General features: G+C 73.3%; 13 protein-coding genes and 1 pseudogene. 4 read left to right on the forward strand and 10 right to left on the reverse strand.

What is annotated here, in order from left to right; genetic code table 11:
- Nucleotides 1-15: 15 nt before the first annotated feature.
- Genes SPOPO_RS31645 through SPOPO_RS0125595 form a run of 6 tightly spaced genes read right to left on the reverse strand, consistent with a single transcriptional unit; the run spans nucleotide 16 to nucleotide 8,424 of the window.
- Complete coding sequence (locus SPOPO_RS31645; RefSeq protein WP_084671549.1) at nucleotides 16-1,110, reverse strand: serine/threonine-protein kinase; 1,095 nt, start codon at nucleotides 1,108-1,110, stop codon at nucleotides 16-18.
- Complete coding sequence (locus tag SPOPO_RS0125575; protein ID WP_156870245.1) at nucleotides 1,103-1,564, reverse strand: hypothetical protein; 462 nt, start codon at nucleotides 1,562-1,564, stop codon at nucleotides 1,103-1,105. The genes SPOPO_RS31645 and SPOPO_RS0125575 overlap by 8 nt, the downstream gene beginning before the upstream one ends.
- A 29-nt stretch (nucleotides 1,565-1,593) precedes the next feature.
- Nucleotides 1,594-2,829 carry a molybdopterin molybdotransferase MoeA gene (locus tag SPOPO_RS0125580; RefSeq protein WP_019878058.1) on the reverse strand — a complete coding sequence of 412 codons (1,236 nt, stop codon included), beginning with the start codon at nucleotides 2,827-2,829 and terminating at the stop codon, nucleotides 1,594-1,596.
- Nucleotides 2,826-4,550: an NAD(P)H-dependent oxidoreductase subunit E gene (locus tag SPOPO_RS0125585; protein WP_019878059.1), complete on the reverse strand. Its 1,725-nt coding sequence runs from the start codon at nucleotides 4,548-4,550 to the stop codon at nucleotides 2,826-2,828. The genes SPOPO_RS0125580 and SPOPO_RS0125585 overlap by 4 nt, the downstream gene beginning before the upstream one ends.
- Entirely contained in the window at nucleotides 4,547-7,435 is a 2,889-nt protein-coding gene (gene fdhF / locus SPOPO_RS0125590) for a formate dehydrogenase subunit alpha (protein WP_084671552.1), read from the reverse strand. Before fdhF ends, SPOPO_RS0125585 begins: the two co-directional genes overlap by 4 nt.
- A 50-nt stretch (nucleotides 7,436-7,485) precedes the next feature.
- A complete protein-coding gene (locus SPOPO_RS0125595; RefSeq protein ID WP_019878061.1) occupies nucleotides 7,486-8,424 on the reverse strand; it encodes a substrate-binding domain-containing protein in 939 nt (312 codons plus the stop codon).
- 54 nt (nucleotides 8,425-8,478) lie between these two features.
- Here SPOPO_RS0125595 and SPOPO_RS0125600 point away from each other — a divergent pair, with 54 nt between their 5' ends.
- From SPOPO_RS0125600 to SPOPO_RS31650, 3 genes and pseudogenes are all read left to right on the forward strand, one after another.
- Entirely contained in the window at nucleotides 8,479-9,321 is an 843-nt protein-coding gene (locus SPOPO_RS0125600) for an ABC transporter substrate-binding protein (RefSeq protein WP_019878062.1), read from the forward strand.
- Between the two features lie 12 nt (nucleotides 9,322-9,333).
- Nucleotides 9,334-10,044, forward strand: coding sequence for an ABC transporter permease (locus SPOPO_RS0125605; RefSeq protein WP_019878063.1), 711 nt, complete (start codon nucleotides 9,334-9,336; stop codon nucleotides 10,042-10,044).
- 20 nt (nucleotides 10,045-10,064) lie between these two features.
- Nucleotides 10,065-11,042: pseudogene (locus tag SPOPO_RS31650) on the forward strand (ATP-binding cassette domain-containing protein); the annotation flags it as partial.
- Here the strand turns inward: SPOPO_RS31650 and SPOPO_RS0125615 are convergent.
- Genes SPOPO_RS0125615 through SPOPO_RS0125625 form a run of 3 tightly spaced genes read right to left on the reverse strand, consistent with a single transcriptional unit; the run spans nucleotide 11,025 to nucleotide 13,634 of the window.
- Nucleotides 11,025-12,821, reverse strand: a complete 1,797-nt coding sequence (locus tag SPOPO_RS0125615) for an aldehyde ferredoxin oxidoreductase family protein (protein ID WP_019878065.1) — start codon at nucleotides 12,819-12,821, stop codon at nucleotides 11,025-11,027. The pseudogene SPOPO_RS31650 and the gene SPOPO_RS0125615 overlap by 18 nt on opposite strands.
- A 29-nt stretch (nucleotides 12,822-12,850) precedes the next feature.
- Nucleotides 12,851-13,087: a MoaD/ThiS family protein gene (locus tag SPOPO_RS0125620; RefSeq protein WP_019878066.1), complete on the reverse strand. Its 237-nt coding sequence runs from the start codon at nucleotides 13,085-13,087 to the stop codon at nucleotides 12,851-12,853.
- Nucleotides 13,088-13,106: 19 nt separating this feature from the next.
- Complete coding sequence (locus SPOPO_RS0125625) at nucleotides 13,107-13,634, reverse strand: HNH endonuclease (RefSeq protein ID WP_019878068.1); 528 nt, start codon at nucleotides 13,632-13,634, stop codon at nucleotides 13,107-13,109.
- A gap of 223 nt (nucleotides 13,635-13,857) precedes the next feature.
- Here SPOPO_RS0125625 and SPOPO_RS0125630 point away from each other — a divergent pair, with 223 nt between their 5' ends.
- Nucleotides 13,858-14,070: a formate dehydrogenase subunit delta gene (locus SPOPO_RS0125630; RefSeq protein WP_019878069.1), complete on the forward strand. Its 213-nt coding sequence runs from the start codon at nucleotides 13,858-13,860 to the stop codon at nucleotides 14,068-14,070.
- On the opposite strand, the gene SPOPO_RS0125635 is transcribed toward SPOPO_RS0125630, so the two are convergent.
- Entirely contained in the window at nucleotides 14,067-14,987 is a 921-nt protein-coding gene (locus SPOPO_RS0125635; protein WP_019878070.1) for a LysR family transcriptional regulator, read from the reverse strand. The genes SPOPO_RS0125630 and SPOPO_RS0125635 overlap by 4 nt on opposite strands.
- Nucleotides 14,988-15,059: the final 72 nt, after the last annotated feature.

Raw genomic sequence — 15,059 nt, forward strand, 5'->3', positions numbered from 1 at the left:
GCAGGCTACCCGCGCCTACCGGCGGGCGCGGTCGATCGCCTCGTCGAGCTGGTCGAGTTGTACGCCCACCGAGCCGCCGGCCGGCGGCGTCCGCAGGCCGTCCGACCCGTCGTCGCCGGAGAGCAGGAGCGCCCCGCCGAGCAGGACCGCCCCCACCACGAGCGCCGCGGCCGCCAGAGCCCCGCGCGACGGCCGCCGCCCGGCCGGAGCGTCCGGCGGCGGGTACGCCTCCGTCGGAGCGACCTCGGTCGGAGCGAGCGCCTCCGTGGGAGCCATGGCCTCGGTCGGAGCGGGGTCGCCCACCGGCATCGCGACCGTGGGACCGGGGTCGGAATCGGGGTCGGGGGCGGGGCCCGAGGGGCGGTCGAGCAGCGCGAGGGCGTCCGCCGCCGAGCGGGGTCGCCGGGCGGGGTCGGGGTCGGTGAGGCGGTCGACGAGCGCGGCGAAGACCGGCCCCGCCTCCGCCACCCCGCACTCGCGCAGGAGGACGCCCAGCCCGTGCAGGTCGGCGACGACCGTCGGCTGCCCGCCGCGGCGCACCTCGGGGGCGAGGTACTTCTCGGTGCCGACGACGTACCCGGTGCTGGTCAGCTTCGTGCCGTCCGCGAGGTGCGCGATGCCGAAGTCCGTGAGCCGGGCGCGTCCGTCGGCCCCGACGAGGACGTTCGCGGGCTTGAGGTCGCGGTGCAGGATCCCCGCGGCGTGGATGTAGCCCAGCGCGTCGAGCAGTTCGCGCGTCAGCGTCGCCGGGTCCCAGTCGCGGCGCCCGTCCTTGAGCCGCGCGGAGAGCGTCCCGCCCGCGACGTACTCCATCACCAGGTACGGCCGGCCGCCGTGGGCGCCGTAGTCGAAGACGCTGACCACGTGCGGGTGGGCGAGCGCCGCCGCGATTCGGGCCTCCCGCGCGAACCGCTCCACGAAGGTCGCGTCGAGCGCGAGCGTGTCGGAGATGATCTTGATCGCGACCTCGCGCTCCAGCCGCGGGTCGTGCGCCGCCCACACCGAGGCCATGCCGCCGGTCCCGATCAGCCGGGTCAGCGTGTACCGGTCCCCCAGCCGCGCGCCGACGATCACCGGTCCCGCATCGGCCGCCGCCCCCGCGTCAGCCATTGCCTTTGCCCTTGCCCTTGCCTTTGCCCTTGTTCTTGCCCGGGCCCTTCGGCTTGTCCTTCGGCCCGTCCTTCTTCGGCTCCGGCTGCGTGTTGTCCTGCGGCTCCGGGTCCGGCGCGGGCGCGGGGGTCGGTGTCGGGACCGGGGTCGGGGTCGCGGTCCGCGCGATCTCCTGCTCGATCCGGTCCACCTGGGTGAGGAGCACGAGGCCGTCGGCGGGGTCGAGTTCGCCGGTGTCGGCGAGCCGGCGGATCGCGGTGCGCAGGTCCGCCACGGCCTTGCGTGCGGCTCCGGTGCGGCCGTCGGCGATCGCCGTCCGGATCGTGTCCACCCGGCCGTGCAGGGCGGCCGCGTCGTCGGCGGTCAGGGTCTCGGCCCCGGACCCGCAGCCGGCGAGCAGGACAGCGGCCAGCGCGACCGCGCCGAGTCGATGCCTTCCGCCAGGGATTGTCACCCCGAGCCGATACCCGGCGCGTCGCGCGTTCACGCGTGGAGGACGACCTCGACGTCCGTACCCGCGTCCAGCCCGGTGGCCGGTTCGGGGACGAGGAGGTAACCGTCGGCGCGGGCGAGGACGGACAGCAGGGCGGACGGACCGAAGATCGGTTCCGCCCGGTAGGTACCGTCCGCGTCCTCGGTCACGGACACCTGGACGACGTCGAGCCGGCCGGCGGCCGAGGGCAGGTCGCGCACAAGGCGGGCCCGGACGCGCGGGGTGGGCGGGGGCCGGTCGCACCCGGCGAGACGCCAGACCAGGGGCACCCCGAGCAGGCGGAAGACGACCAGGGCCGAGAGCGGATTGCCCGGCAGCCCGATCAGCGGGACACCCGCGCACTCGGCGAGCATCGTCGGCTTCCCCGGTTTCAGCGCGAGCCCGTGGCACCACACCTCGCCGAGGGCGGCCACGGCCGCGGCGGTCTCGTCCCGCGCGCCCACGGAGGAACCGGCGGACACCACGACGAGGTCCGCGGTGCCGAGCGCGTCGGCGAGCGCCGCCCGCAGCGCGCCCTCGTCGTCGGGAACGATCCCCGCGTACACCGGGTCGCCGCCGGCCTCGCGAACCAGCCCGGCCAGCGCACTGGCGGTGGCGTCCCGCACCTGACCAACCGTCAGTTCCTTGGTCTCCGAGGGAACCACCTCGTCCCCGGTGGAGAGAATCGCCACCCGCGGCCGGGCGTGGACGTCGACGCTCGTCACCCCGGCCGCGGCCAGCAGGCCGAGGTCCGGGGCGCGCAACGGCCGCCCCGCCGGCACGAGCGCCGCGCCCACGGCGACGTCGTCGTCCGGCTGCACGACGCCGGAGCCGGGGGCGACGGGGCGCGTGACCTCCACGGTGCCCGGCATCGTCTCGGCGGTGTACTCGACCATCACCACGGCGTCCGCACCCGGCGGCAGCACGGCGCCGGTCGGGATCGCCGCGCAGTGCCCGGGGGTGACCGTCACCGTGGGCGCGGTGCCCATCCGCACGGCCCCGGCGAGGTCGAGGTAGGACGGCAGGCCCTCGGACGCCCCGTAGGTGTCGGCGGCCCGGACGGCGTAGCCGTCGACCGTGGAGCGGGCGAAGCCGGGCAGGGGCGAGTCCGCGCGCACGTCCGCGGCCGGGACGCGACCGAGGGCACCGTCGAGCGGCACCGGTTCCACCGCGGTCCGCCGCTCCGGCCGGAAACCGGCGAGCGCCTCGGCGACGGTCCGGGCGGTGAAGAACTCCCGCCCCGTCATCGCTCCGGTTGCCCCGCCGCGCCCTCCGGCTTCGGCTGGGGGCGCGCGGCCGCTCCCCCCTTGTCCAGACCGAGCACGCTGATCACCGGGCCGAGCGCGACCTGCCCGAGACCGCAGATGGAGGTCTTGCGCATGACCTCCTCCAGCTCGATGATCCGCGCGCGCCGCGGCCCGTCGAGCGGGACGCCCTCGTCGAGAACCCCGCGCAGGATGTCGTGGGCCTTGGTCGACCCGACCCGGCACGGCACGCACTTGCCGCACGACTCGTTGCGGAAGAACCGCAGGACGTTGGTCGCCGCCGCGAGCTCGTCGGTGCCCTCCGCCAGGACGACCAGCGCGCCGGAGCCGAGCATCGTCCCGGCTTGAGCGGCGGTGCCGAAGTCGAGCTCGAGGTCGAGCAGGTCCGGCCCGATGAAGTTGCTCGACGCTCCGCCCGGCTGCACCGCGCCGACCCCGCGGCCGCCGGTCACGCCACCGGCCAGGTCGATCAGCTCGCGGACCGTCGTCCCCATCGGGACGCAGTAGACGTCGGGCTGCTCCACGTGCCCGGACACCGCGAAGAACTTCCAGCCGACCGCCTCGCCGCGGCCCTGGTCCTTCCACCACTGCGCACCGCGCTGGGCGATGATCGGGACGTCGGCGAAGGTCTCGACCGAGTTCATCAGCGTCGGACGACCGTGCAGGCCGTGAACGCCGGGGAACGGCGGCTTGTTCCGCGGCTCGCCGCGGTGGCCCTCCATGCACTCGATGAGCGCGGTCTCCTCGCCCAGGATGTAGCCGCCCGGGGACACGAAGATCTCGACGTTCAGCCGACGGCCGCTGCCGCACGAGTCCGGCCCGACGACGCCGGCGGCCCGGAGCGTCTCGAGCTCCTCGCGCAGGACGTGCTCCTCGGGCCCGTACTCGTGGCGGATGAAGACCCAGCCCTCCTCGGCCCCGATGACGGCCATACCGCACAGCAGACCCTCGAGCACCAGATGCGGTTGCGTGGCGAGGATCTGACGGTCCTTGAACGTGCCCGGCTCGGACTCGTCGGCGTTGCAGATCGCGTACTTGACGGACCCCTCGGCGCCACGGACCAGGTCCCACTTCTGGCCGGTCGGGAAGCCGGCGCCGCCCATGCCGCGCAGCCCGGAGTCCTTGAGCGCGCTCACCAGGTCGTCCGGGGCGAGGTCACCGGCGAGCAGGGCGCGCAGGGTGGTGTAGCGCTCGACGATCCCGGATCCGGCCGGGTACGGGTCGTTCGGCCAGGGCTCCGACCGGGTCCTCGCGGCCGCGTGCCCGACGCCGGCATTCCGGGCGGCCGCGATCAGGTCGTCGACCTCGGTGATCGGAGCCGGGCGGGAGTTCACCGCGCACGCCGGGGCGGAGTCACAACGCCCGAGGCACGAGACCTCGACGATCTCCACGTCCTCGGCCTCGCCGTGACGCTCCCTCAGCTCCGCGATCCGCGCCTCCCCGTCGTGCAGGAAGCACGAGAGGTCGTGGCACACCGAGACCGACACGGGCGGGGGCGGCGAGGTCCGGAAGTGCGGGTAGAAGGAGATCAGGCCCTCGATCTCGTACCGGGGCCGACGGGCGTCGAGCGCGAGCTTCTCCAGCTCCTCGCGCGGCAGCCAGCCGAGGCGCGCCTGGATGGCGTTGAGCGCGGGGATCAGCGACGGGCCGGGGAACTTGCCCGCGCGCGCCTCGACGCCGGGGACCCGCTGCGGGGCCTTCACGCCGTCGTCCCGACGGCCTCGACCTGGACGGCGCAGAACTTGAACTCGGGGATCTTCCCGAACGGGTCGACCTCGTCGATCGTTAGGAGATTCGCGGCGGCCTCACGGAAGTGGAAGGGAATGAACACGTTGCCCTGCTGCTCCCGGTGACTGATGCGGACCTGCAGTTCGATCTGGCCGCGGCGCGAACGGACCCGGGCCATGGCTCCGTGCACCAGCCCGCGGTCGGCGGCGTCCTTGGGATGCATGTAGATCTCGGCCACCGGCGCGATGGCGTCGAGCGCGAACGAGCGTCGCGTCATCGACCCGGTGTGCCAGTGCTCCAACAGCCGGCCCGTGTTGAGGACCAGCGGGTACTCGGTGTCCGGCAGTTCCTTCGGCGGCAGCCACTGCGCCGGCACCAGGTGGGCGAGGCCGTCCTCGGTGTTGAACCGCTCGTCGAACATCACGACGGTGCCGTCGAGGTGCTCGGGGTCGGCGTTCGGGTAGAGCTTGCCGCTCGATCCCAGGTTCGCGTAGCTCAGGTTCGTGTACGAGGGCATCAACGGGACCATCTCGTCGAAGACCTCGGACGGCGAGCCGTAGTTCCAGTCGAGCCCGACGCGGCGGGCGATCTCCTGGACGATCCACCAGTCCGCCATCGCCTCGCCCGGCGGGTCCAGCACCTTGCGGCCGAGCTGCACGCGCCGGTCGGTGTTGGTGTAGGTGCCGTCCTTCTCCAGGTAGGAGGTCGCGGGCAGGATCACGTCGGCGAACTCGGCGGTCTCGGTCAGGAAGATGTCCTGGACGACGAGGAACTCCAGCGCCGACAGCGCCTTGCGCACCTTGTTGGTGTTCGGGTCCGACAGGAACGGGTTCTCCCCGAGCATGTACATGCCCCGGACCCCGCCCTCGAGGATCGAGGAGATGATCTCGGTGACGGTGAGGCCGCGGTTGGGGTCGAGCGAGGTGCCCCACGCCCGTTCGAAGACCTCGCGCGCGGACTCCTTCGTCACGCCCTGGTAGTCCGGGTAGAACATCGGGATCAGACCCGCGTCGGAAGCACCCTGCACGTTGTTCTGGCCACGCAGCGGGTGCAGCCCCGTGCCCGGCCGCCCGACCTGACCGGTGATCGCGCACAGCGCGATCAGGCACCGCGCGTTGTCGGTGCCGGTCGTGTGCTGGGAGATCCCCATCCCCCAGTAGATGACCGCGGACCCGGCCTCGCCCCACGCCCGGGCGACGGCCCGGATCGTGTCGGCCGGGACGCCGGTGATCTGCTCGCCCCGCTCCGGCGGGTAGTCCGCGACGGTGGCCGCGAGGGCCTCGTAGTTCGAGGTCCGCTCGGCGATGAACTGAGGGTCCGTCATGCCGAGGCGGATGATCTCGCACATCACGGAGTTGTAGAACGCGACGTCCGTGCCCGGCTTGAGCTGGACGAAGATGTCGGCGTGCTCGGACACCGTCGAGGCACGGGGGTCGACGTAGATGATCGTCGTGCCCCGCCGCCGGGCCTGCTTGAAGAACGAACTCGCGACGGGGTGGTTCGCGGTCGGGTTAGAACCGGTGATGATCGCGACGTCGGCGTTGGCGACGTCGCCGTAGGTGGTCGACACCGCACCGGAGCCGACGCCCTCGAACAGCGCCGCCACCGAGGACGCGTGGCACAGCCGCGTGCAGTGGTCGACGTTGTTGGTGCCGAAGCCGGCCCGGATCAGCTTCTGGAAGAGGTAGGCCTCCTCGTTGGAGCACTTCGCCGAGCCGAACCCGGCGATCGCTCCGGGCCCGCCGGCGGCGTGGATCTCCTGGAGCCGCCGCGCCACCAGGTCGAGCGCCTCGTCCCAGGTGGCCTCCCGGAAGTGCGGCATCACCTCGTCGTAGTCGACGAGGCCACCGGGCTTGCGGCCGCGGTCCTTCCCCGGGCGCCCGTCCTTCTGTGGCTGCGTGGCGCGCTTGCCGGTGCTCTCACCCCGGACGTCCGCGGACAGCGGACCTTTGGGGTAGGAGGAGTCGACGCGAATCAGCGGCTTCGTGAGCCGCTGGGGCGAGGCGGAGTAGTCCCAGCCGTAGCGGCCCTTGACGCACAGCCGGCTCTGCGACCCGGGCTGCGGCCGCCCCTCCGCGAACGAGATCGCCCCGCGCTCGCGGTCGACCCAGTACGTGAGCGCGCACCCGACGCCGCAGTAGGGGCAGACGGATTCGACGGCCTCGAGCTGCTCCCGCGGCCGGATCGGGATCGAGCGGATGGCCTTGTTGGTCAGCGCGCCCGTCGGGCAGGCCTGCACGCACTCGCCGCAGGTGACGCAGGAGCTCGACCCCATCGGGTCGTTGAAGTCGAACGCGATCCGGGTCGAGTAGCCCTTGCCGGAGCGGCCGATGACGTCGTTGCCCTGGATGTCGTCGCAGGCCCGCACGCAGCGGTCGCACAGGATGCACGAGTCGTGGTCGACCGCGATGACGGGGTTCGACACGTCCGTACCCCGCCCGGTGCCCACCGGCAGGTCGGTCGTCTCTCGCGCAACGCCGTACCGGTCCGCGAGCTCGAGCAGTTGATTGTCGGCCGTCGTCGTCTGCTTCGGGTCCGACTCGCGCGGGGGCTGATCGGAGAGCAGCAGCTCGGTCAGGACCGACCGGCTGCGTTCGAGCTCCGGCGTCGAGGTCTGCACCGTCATGCCGTCGTCGCACGGCCGCACACAGGCCGCCGCGAACACGCGACCCCCGGTGTCCACCACGCACATGCGGCAGACGCCGACCGGGTCGTACCGCTCGTTGTGGCACAGGACAGGAATGTCGATCCCGGCCGACCGCGCGGCGTCGTAGATCGTCGTGCCGACCGGCACCGTGACCGGGACGCCGTCGATGGTGACACCGACGGTCGGGACGGTCGTGGTCTCGGGCTCGTGCAGGGCGGTGATCGCAGCCTCCCGGGGCGAGGGACGGGCTCTTCTCGCGAAGCCTAACCGCGGATCGCGGGCTCGCCCATGGCGTCGAGTTCGTCCAGCCGACCCGAGTCGGCGGTGTCGTAGCCCCCGAGCGCCGTGATGGCCGCCCGCAGCGCCGGGGAACCGAGCGCGGTGATCAGCGGTGCCACTGCCCCGAGAGCCGCACCGGGCAGCCCCACGTCGTAGGACTCCCAGGTCAGCGGGACGAAGTCGAGACCAAGATCGACAGCGGCCGAGCGCACGCCCAGACCCGCGTCGACGGTGCCGGTCGCGACCGCGAGCGCGACCTCCAGATGGGTCTCGACCTCCGGGCCGTGCACGCCGTCCGGGTCCAGCCCCGCGGCGACCGCGAGCCGGTCGAAGAGGACCCGGGTGCCGGTGCCGAAACGGCGTAGGGCTACGCGACGGCCCGTCAGATCACCGACGTCCCGGAGGCCGTCAGGGTTGCCCGGCGCCACGATCAGTCCCTGCTCCCGGCGCCAGAGATGCAGCAGGTGAGGGGCCTGATCGCGGAGCAGGCGCTGCACGAACGGCGCGTTGTAGACACCCGTGCGGTGCAGCAGATGGAGGGCCGCGCCGTCCGCCCGCCCCCGCCGCACCTCGCTGAGGCCGCCGAAGCTCCCCCGGCCGGTCAGGACCTCCAGCTCCGGCACTCCCCGCGCGACGAGATCCAGCGCCGGGTCGTCGCTGCCGACCAGCCGGAACACGACGTGGCCGGTCAGGAACTCCCGCGCCGCGAGCGCGGCGCCGGGTGCGACCTGGGCCCGGCGGCGTTCGTGCAGCACGAGCACGCGGGCGTCGGCCAGCTCGCGCTGCGCGCGACTGACCGTCGTGGCCGTGGTCGACCAGGAACGCGCGAGCTCGCGCACGCCGGGCAGCTCGGTCCCGGGCTCGAGCGCACCGCTCGCGACCCGCTGGGCGAGATCGACGCAGATCTCGCGGTATCGGCTCACGGCGACCGAGTCTAGAGTTGCACCCATCTGAGGTAGTGCAGAAAGGCGCACCGCATGCGACGGGGTCTCCCTCTCCTGCTGACCGCGGCTCTGGTCCTGCTCCCGAGCGGGTGCGGGGACGACGACGAGTCGCCGCGGAAGCTGATCCTCGCCACCACCACGAGCACGCAGGACTCCGGGCTGCTCGACGACCTGCTCCCGGCGTTCACCCGGGACACCGGGTGGGAGGTCACGACGCTGGCGGTGGGCAGCGGCCAGGCGATCGAACTGGGTCGGCGCGGCGAGGCCGACGTCCTCCTGGTGCACTCCCCCACGGCCGAGGAGGAGTTGGTCGCCGAGGGCACGACCGGGCGGCGGCTGCTCGTGATGCACAACGACTTCCTGATCGTGGGGCCGCCGGACGACCCGGCGCAGATCGGCGAGCGGAACCCCCCGGACGCGTTGACGGCGATCGCGGAGGGCGAGGTCCCCTTCATCTCGCGCGGTGACGAGTCCGGCACTCACGCCAAGGAGAAATCGATCTGGGCGAAGGCCGGGATCGCGCCCGAGGGCTCGTGGTACTCGTCCACCGGCCAGGGCATGAGCGCGACGCTGCAGGTCGCGGCCGAACGCAACGCGTACACGCTCACCGACCGCGCGACGTTCCTCAGCCAGCGGGACACCGTCGATCTCGTCGAACTCGGTGCGGGCGGCCCGGAACTGCTGAACGTCTACCACGTCATCGAGCTGACCGAGCGCGCCGGCGACCGGGTGCAGACCGACGGCGCAGCGGCCTTCGCGGACTGGATCGTCAGCGCGACCGCGCAGGAGCTGATCGGCCGGTTCGGCGTCGACACCTACGGCGAGGCGCTGTTCACCCCGGACGCCGGACGGGACGAAGACGAGCTGGCCGCCTGAGCCGGGGACGCCGTGGACATCCTGGGCGACGGGTTCGTCGATGCCCTGCGCCTGCTCGTCACGGGCGACGAGGAAGCGTGGTCCATCACCGCGCTGACGCTGCGGATCTCACTGACCGCGACCGTCGTCGCCGTGTGCCTGGGCCTCCCGCTCGGAGCCGCCATCGCCCTCGGCCGGTTCCCCGGCCGACGCATGGTGCTCGCGATGGCCAACACCGGCCTCGGCCTGCCGCCGGTGGTGGTCGGCCTGTTCGTCACCGTGCTGCTCTGGCGCAGCGGCCCGCTCGGCAGTCTGGGCCTGCTCTACACCCCGACGGCGATGATCGCGGCGCAGGCCGCGATCGCCACCCCCATCGTCACGGCACTGGTGGTCGCGGCGCTGGTGCAGGTCGACCCCGACTTCCTCGTCCAGATGCGCGGTCTCGGCGCCGGCCGGGTCCGCGCCTTCCTCGCGCTCCTCGACGAGGCGCGCCTGCCGCTGCTGGCCGCCGCGATGGCCGGGTTCGGCGCGGTCATCAGCGAGGTGGGCGCGGCGCAGATGGTCGGCGGGAACGTCGCCGGCGAGACGCGGGTGCTGACCACCGCGGCCGTGCTCGCGACCAGCCGCGGCCAGTTCGCGTTGGCGATCGCGTTCGGCCTGATCCTGCTGCTGATCGCCTTCGTGGTGAACCTGACGTTGGTGCTGGCCCAACAACGTGCACCCGAGCGCGGCGGTGTCCGGTGAGCCCCGCCCTCGCGTGCCGGGACCTGCGGGTGGAGGGCGGCGCACGGCAACTGCTCCACGTCCCCCACCTCGAGGTCGACGCCGGCACCTGCCTGGCCGTCCTCGGCCCGAACGGCGCCGGGAAGTCGACGCTCCTGCGCGCCCTGGGACTACTCAGCCGGCACCGTGTGTCCGGCGAGGTGCTGCTCGACGGCGCCCCGGCCACCCCGGCCCGCGCACGGACCGCGACGGCCGCCGTGCTGCAGCGGCCGATCCTGCGCCGGGGAACGGTCGCGGCGAACGTCGCGAGCGGTCTGCGCTTCCGCGGGGCCGGGGCGGCGGAAGCGGCCGAACGCAGCCGGCCCTGGCTGACGGCCCTCGGGCTGGACCACCTCGCGGACCGCGACGTCCGGTCGCTGTCCGGCGGGGAGGCGCAGCGGGCGTGCATCGCGCGGGCGCTCGCGACCGAACCGGCAGTGCTCCTGCTCGACGAGCCGTTCGCCGGACTGGACGCGCCGACCCGGGCCGATCTCCTCGCTGACCTGCGGTCAGCGCTCTCGGGCCGGTCGCTGGCGGTCGTGCTCGTCACCCACGACGTCGACGAGGCCCGCGCGCTCGCCGACACCACGGCGTTGCTGATCCAGGGTCAGGTCCGCCATCACGGGCCGACGGCCGAGGTCCTCGACACCCCCGTCGACCTCGACACCGCCCGTCTGCTCGGGTTCGTCAACCACCTGCCGAGCGCGCTCACCGGGCGGCCGGGCGAGCACGTGGCGCGGCCGGAGCACTGTGTGGCCCACCGGTCTGCCGCGCCACCCGCGGCGCTCATCGTCCCCGGCGTCGTGCGCCGCCGGATTCCGCTCGGCCCGCTCACACGGATCGACGTCCACGTCTCCACGGGGTTGCTGACCTGTCTGCACCCGACCGGGGACGCGGGCGGCGACGCACCCGGGGACGGCGAGGCGGTCCTCGTCGAGATCCGGCAGAGCCGAGAGCTCCCGTCAGACCGAAGCAGCTGACGCCACGTCAGTCGGCGGACGGCCCTCGGCGTCCCATCCCCGGGCGGTGTAGTAGGCCGCGACCATCGACTGCAGGCGCTCCGTGGTGAGCCGCGCCTCGCGGCCCGACGACATCGCGACCGCCTCGGAGAGGATGCGCGGCGGGAGCGTGTCGTCCGCGGCGGTGGCGCCCTCGCGGAGGTTGTAGGCCCGCTTCGCGTCGACGATGCGGCGCGCGGTGGCGCGCAGCTCGTCGGCGTCGACGTCCCAGCCCGTCACCGGACGCAGCAGGTTCGCCCACTCCGCGAAGGGCTCGGTAAAGACGCCGCGCAGGAACTTGCAGAGAATCATCGAGTCCATGACCGCGGCGCGGTCCTCGGTCGCGATGGCCGCCGCCACGTGCGGAGCCGCTCCCGCGAGCCGGTCGAGGTCGCCGGAGAGGTCGGCCTCGTAGGCGCCGGACCGGTTGTGGTCGGCGCCGCGGGAGTTCACCGCGAACCCGAGACCCATGGCCTGCATCGTCCGCGGCTCGTAGCCCGGGAGCTCCAGACCCTTCACGTGCAGGGCGAAGGCCTCGGAGCCCTGCCCCAGTTGTGCCGCCGCCCGCCGTGACCCTTGCGCGAGCAGTTCGCCGAGACCGGGCGAGCGCGCACCGATCGCGTCGAGCGCGCGCAGCAGCGCCGGCCCGTCACCGAAACGCAGCCACGGCTCGTCGAGCAGCCCGCGTTCGGCGCACTCCATCGCCCACGCCACGGTGCCCCCGGCCGAGATCGTGTCGAGGCCGAGCTCGTCGCACTTCGCGCTGGCGGCGAAGACGTCGTCGGGGTCGGAGACGCCACACATCGGACCGAGCGCGAAGACGTTCTCGTACTCCATCCGCTGCGACCCGCCGCCCTTGCGGGAGTAGATGTGCTCGCAGCCGATCGAGCAGGACGCGCAGGAGTTGCGGGCCACCAGCCGCAGCTCGTGCAGTTCCTCCGCCGCGAGCTTCGGCGCACCCTCGAAGGTGGCGGCGGTGAAGTTCCGCGTCGGCAACGTCGAGACCGCGTTGAACGCCAGCAGGTTGGCCAGCGTCCCGAGCTCGCGGTACTTCGCGGTGGCCGGGCCGAAGCTGCGCTCGCGGAGGTCGCGGGCGGCGGCGAGTACGGCCTCGGCGTCGTGCACGGCGGCCTTCCCCGCCGCGCGGACCAGGACGGCCTTGAGGTTCTTCGCGCCGAGCACGGCCCCGAGCCCGCCGCGGCCGGCGTGCCGCCCGTCGTGGCTGACGGTCGCGTAGCGCACGCCCCGCTCCCCCGCCGGCCCGATCACCGCCGCGCGCCAACCGCGCCCGAAGCGCTCCCGCAGCACGTCCTCGGCGGCCGCGGCCGACAGGCCGGCCAGTTCAGGAGTGGGCTCGACCCGCGCGCCCTCGGCGTCGACGAGGAGGACGGAGAGTCCGTCCGCCCGGCCGCGGACGACGAGGGCGTCGTGCCCGGTGAGCTTGCCGGCGATCGCGAACTGACTGGAGGCCAAAGCGTCGGTCAACAGGCCCGTCAGGGGCGACTTGGCGACGACGGCGAACTTGGCGCTGGTCGTCAGCGGCGTCCCGACCAGCGGGGAGAACACGAAGGCCAGCGGCGCCTCGGGCGCGAGCGGGTCGACGCCGGCCGGACCCAGGCGCTGCAGCAGGTAGGTGCCGAGCCCGACCCCGCCGAGGTAGGCGCGCAGCACGTCGGCACTGAGTTCCTCGCGGGACGCCTCGACCCCGGCGGCGCTGACGTCGAGGACGAGCGCCGCCCCGAAGTACCCGCCGGGAGCCATGCTCCGAAGGGTAGGCGCTGGGACCGGGCTCAGCCGCCTGCGTCGGCGGAGAGGAACGCGACGGAGTCCCCGGCCGCCAGCGGCACCTCCGGGTCGCGGCTGATGCGCTCGCCGTTCACCGCGGCCACCACGTGCAGGTTCAGCTCCAAACCGACGGCGGCGGCCGCCTCACCGAGCGTGCGCGCCCGGACGGTCAGCGATCGGGTCCGGGCCCGGCTCGCCAACGCGCCGTAGCAACTGACCCGCACCTCGGGAACGTCGGACACAGCCGGACCGTATCCCGGGTCAGGCGGTCGCCTCGCCCGGCACCGTCTCCCGGCCGTAGCCGGTCAGGTACGGCAGCCAGCGCGGGTCGTGCCGGCCGGTGCCGAGGATCCGCCAGGCCGGGCCGCTCGGCTGGCGCGGCGCGACGCGGACGGCCCAACCGAGCTCGGAGACCTCGCGGTCGCTCTTGACGTGGTTGCAGCGCCGGCACGCGGCGACGACGTTCTCCCAGGTGTGCAGGCCACCGCGGCTGCGCGGGATCACGTGGTCGACGCTGTTGGCGGGGGCGCCGCAGTACACGCAGCGGCCACCGTCCCGGGCAAAGATTGCGCGCCGGGTCAACGGGACTCCGGCGCGATAGGGCACCCGCACGTAGCGGTGCAGACGAACCACCGCTGGTAAGGGAACCGCGGCCGAGGCGCTGTGCAGCACCGAACCGGAGTCCTCCACGGAGCTCGCCTTGTGGTTCAGGACGAGGACGAGGGCGCGTCGGGACGGCACGACGCACAGCGGTTCGTACGTCGCGTTCAGGACCAGGGCGTGGCCCACGCGAGCCTCCTCGCAGATCAGACCCGGCGCAGAGCACGCGCCGGGCTGCAGCCCCAGTGTCGGTGACGAACGCCGATTCGGCCAGAAGTTTCGCTCCGCCACGCGGCATCGATTACCGACTGCAACCTCGGCGAACGCGGCCGGGCGGCGATATACATTGCGGCCATGCCCCGATCGGACCACCGTTGACCCCCCACCCGGGCCCGTCCGGGCCGGTGATCGCGTGAACACCAAGCCCCCGCCCCGGCCCGCCGTCAAGCAGGCGATGGCCATCGCCGCCCAGTACAAGGACAAGCCCGGGGACAAGGCCGCGATGATGGTCGCGGCCCAGATCCGGATGTTCTGGGACCCCCACATGCAGAAGCTGCTCCGCGACGGCATCGCCGCCGGCGAGGTCGACGACCCGGTGATCCTCAAGGCCGTCGACCTGATCTAGCCGGCCCGATCCAGCCGCGCCCCCAGGTCCGCGGCCAGGACCGCGTCGTGGAGCGCCGCGGCGGCGAGGGTCGACGGTCGCTGATGGCCGGTGACCAGGCCGACCGCAGGCGTGTGCGGCGTCGGCCGGATCGGGATGAGCCGCAGCCCGTCCGGGACCCCGTAGCTCTGCGCCCACGGGTGCGCGACGACGCTCGACCACCGCCGCGCGCGCAGGTGGGCGTACAGCGACTCGACGGTGTCCGCCTCGACGACGACGTCGGCACGCACCCCGGCCTCGGCCAGCGCCGCGTCGAGGATCCGCCGGTTCTGCATGGTCGTGGACAACGCGCACATCGGGACGCCGGCCAGGTCGGCCCAGATAAGGGCCTCACGATCGGCCAGCGGACCGGAGTCCGGAGTGAGCAGCAGGTAACGCTCCCGGTAGAGCGGGAGGACACGGGTGTGCGCGTCGGGTTCCTCCGGCAGGTAGGTCAGCCCGGCGTCGAGCTCGAACTCGGCAAGTCCCCGGACGATCTCGGCGGAGGACAGGACCTCGATCCGCATCCGCGCACGCGGATGACGGTCCGTCAGAGCGACGGTGATGGCGGGCAGGATCGGCACGGCGGTGGGGATCGCCCCGACGCGGACGGTCGCCGTCAGACCGTGCTGCAGCCGGTCCAGGTCGAGCAGCAGCGCGTCCCGCTCGGCGAGGATCCGGTGTGCCCAGCCGAGGACCTGACCGCCCTCCTCGGTCAGACCGCCGTAGCGCTGACCGCGGCGCACGATCTGCACGCCGAGTTGCTGCTCGAGCTTGCGCACGGCAGCCGACAACGCCGGCTGGCTGACGTGGCACGCGGCCGCTGCGCGGCCGAAGTGCTGCTCGCGGTGCAGCGCCACCAGATACTCCAGCTGGCGCAGCAGGATGTCGCCGGACACCCGACGAGGATAGCCCGCTGACGTGCACTGATAAACAGCGTCTATCGCCGGATCGACACGTTGAGCTTGCTG

Source organism: Sporichthya polymorpha DSM 43042 (assembly GCF_000384115.1).
In the GTDB taxonomy this organism is placed as follows: domain Bacteria; phylum Actinomycetota; class Actinomycetes; order Sporichthyales; family Sporichthyaceae; genus Sporichthya; species Sporichthya polymorpha.

Bases quoted from the DNA above. Each gene is read 5' to 3' on its own strand.
- SPOPO_RS31645 (WP_084671549.1), bottom strand. From the start codon at position 1,110: ATGGCTGACGCGGGGGCGGCGGCCGATGCGGGACCGGTGATCGTCGGC.
- SPOPO_RS0125580 (WP_019878058.1), bottom strand. From the start codon at position 2,829: ATGACGGGGCGGGAGTTCTTCACCGCCCGGACCGTCGCCGAGGCGCTC.
- SPOPO_RS0125600 (WP_019878062.1), top strand. From the start codon at position 8,479: ATGCGACGGGGTCTCCCTCTCCTGCTGACCGCGGCTCTGGTCCTGCTC.
- SPOPO_RS0125615 (WP_019878065.1), bottom strand. From the start codon at position 12,821: ATGGCTCCCGGCGGGTACTTCGGGGCGGCGCTCGTCCTCGACGTCAGC.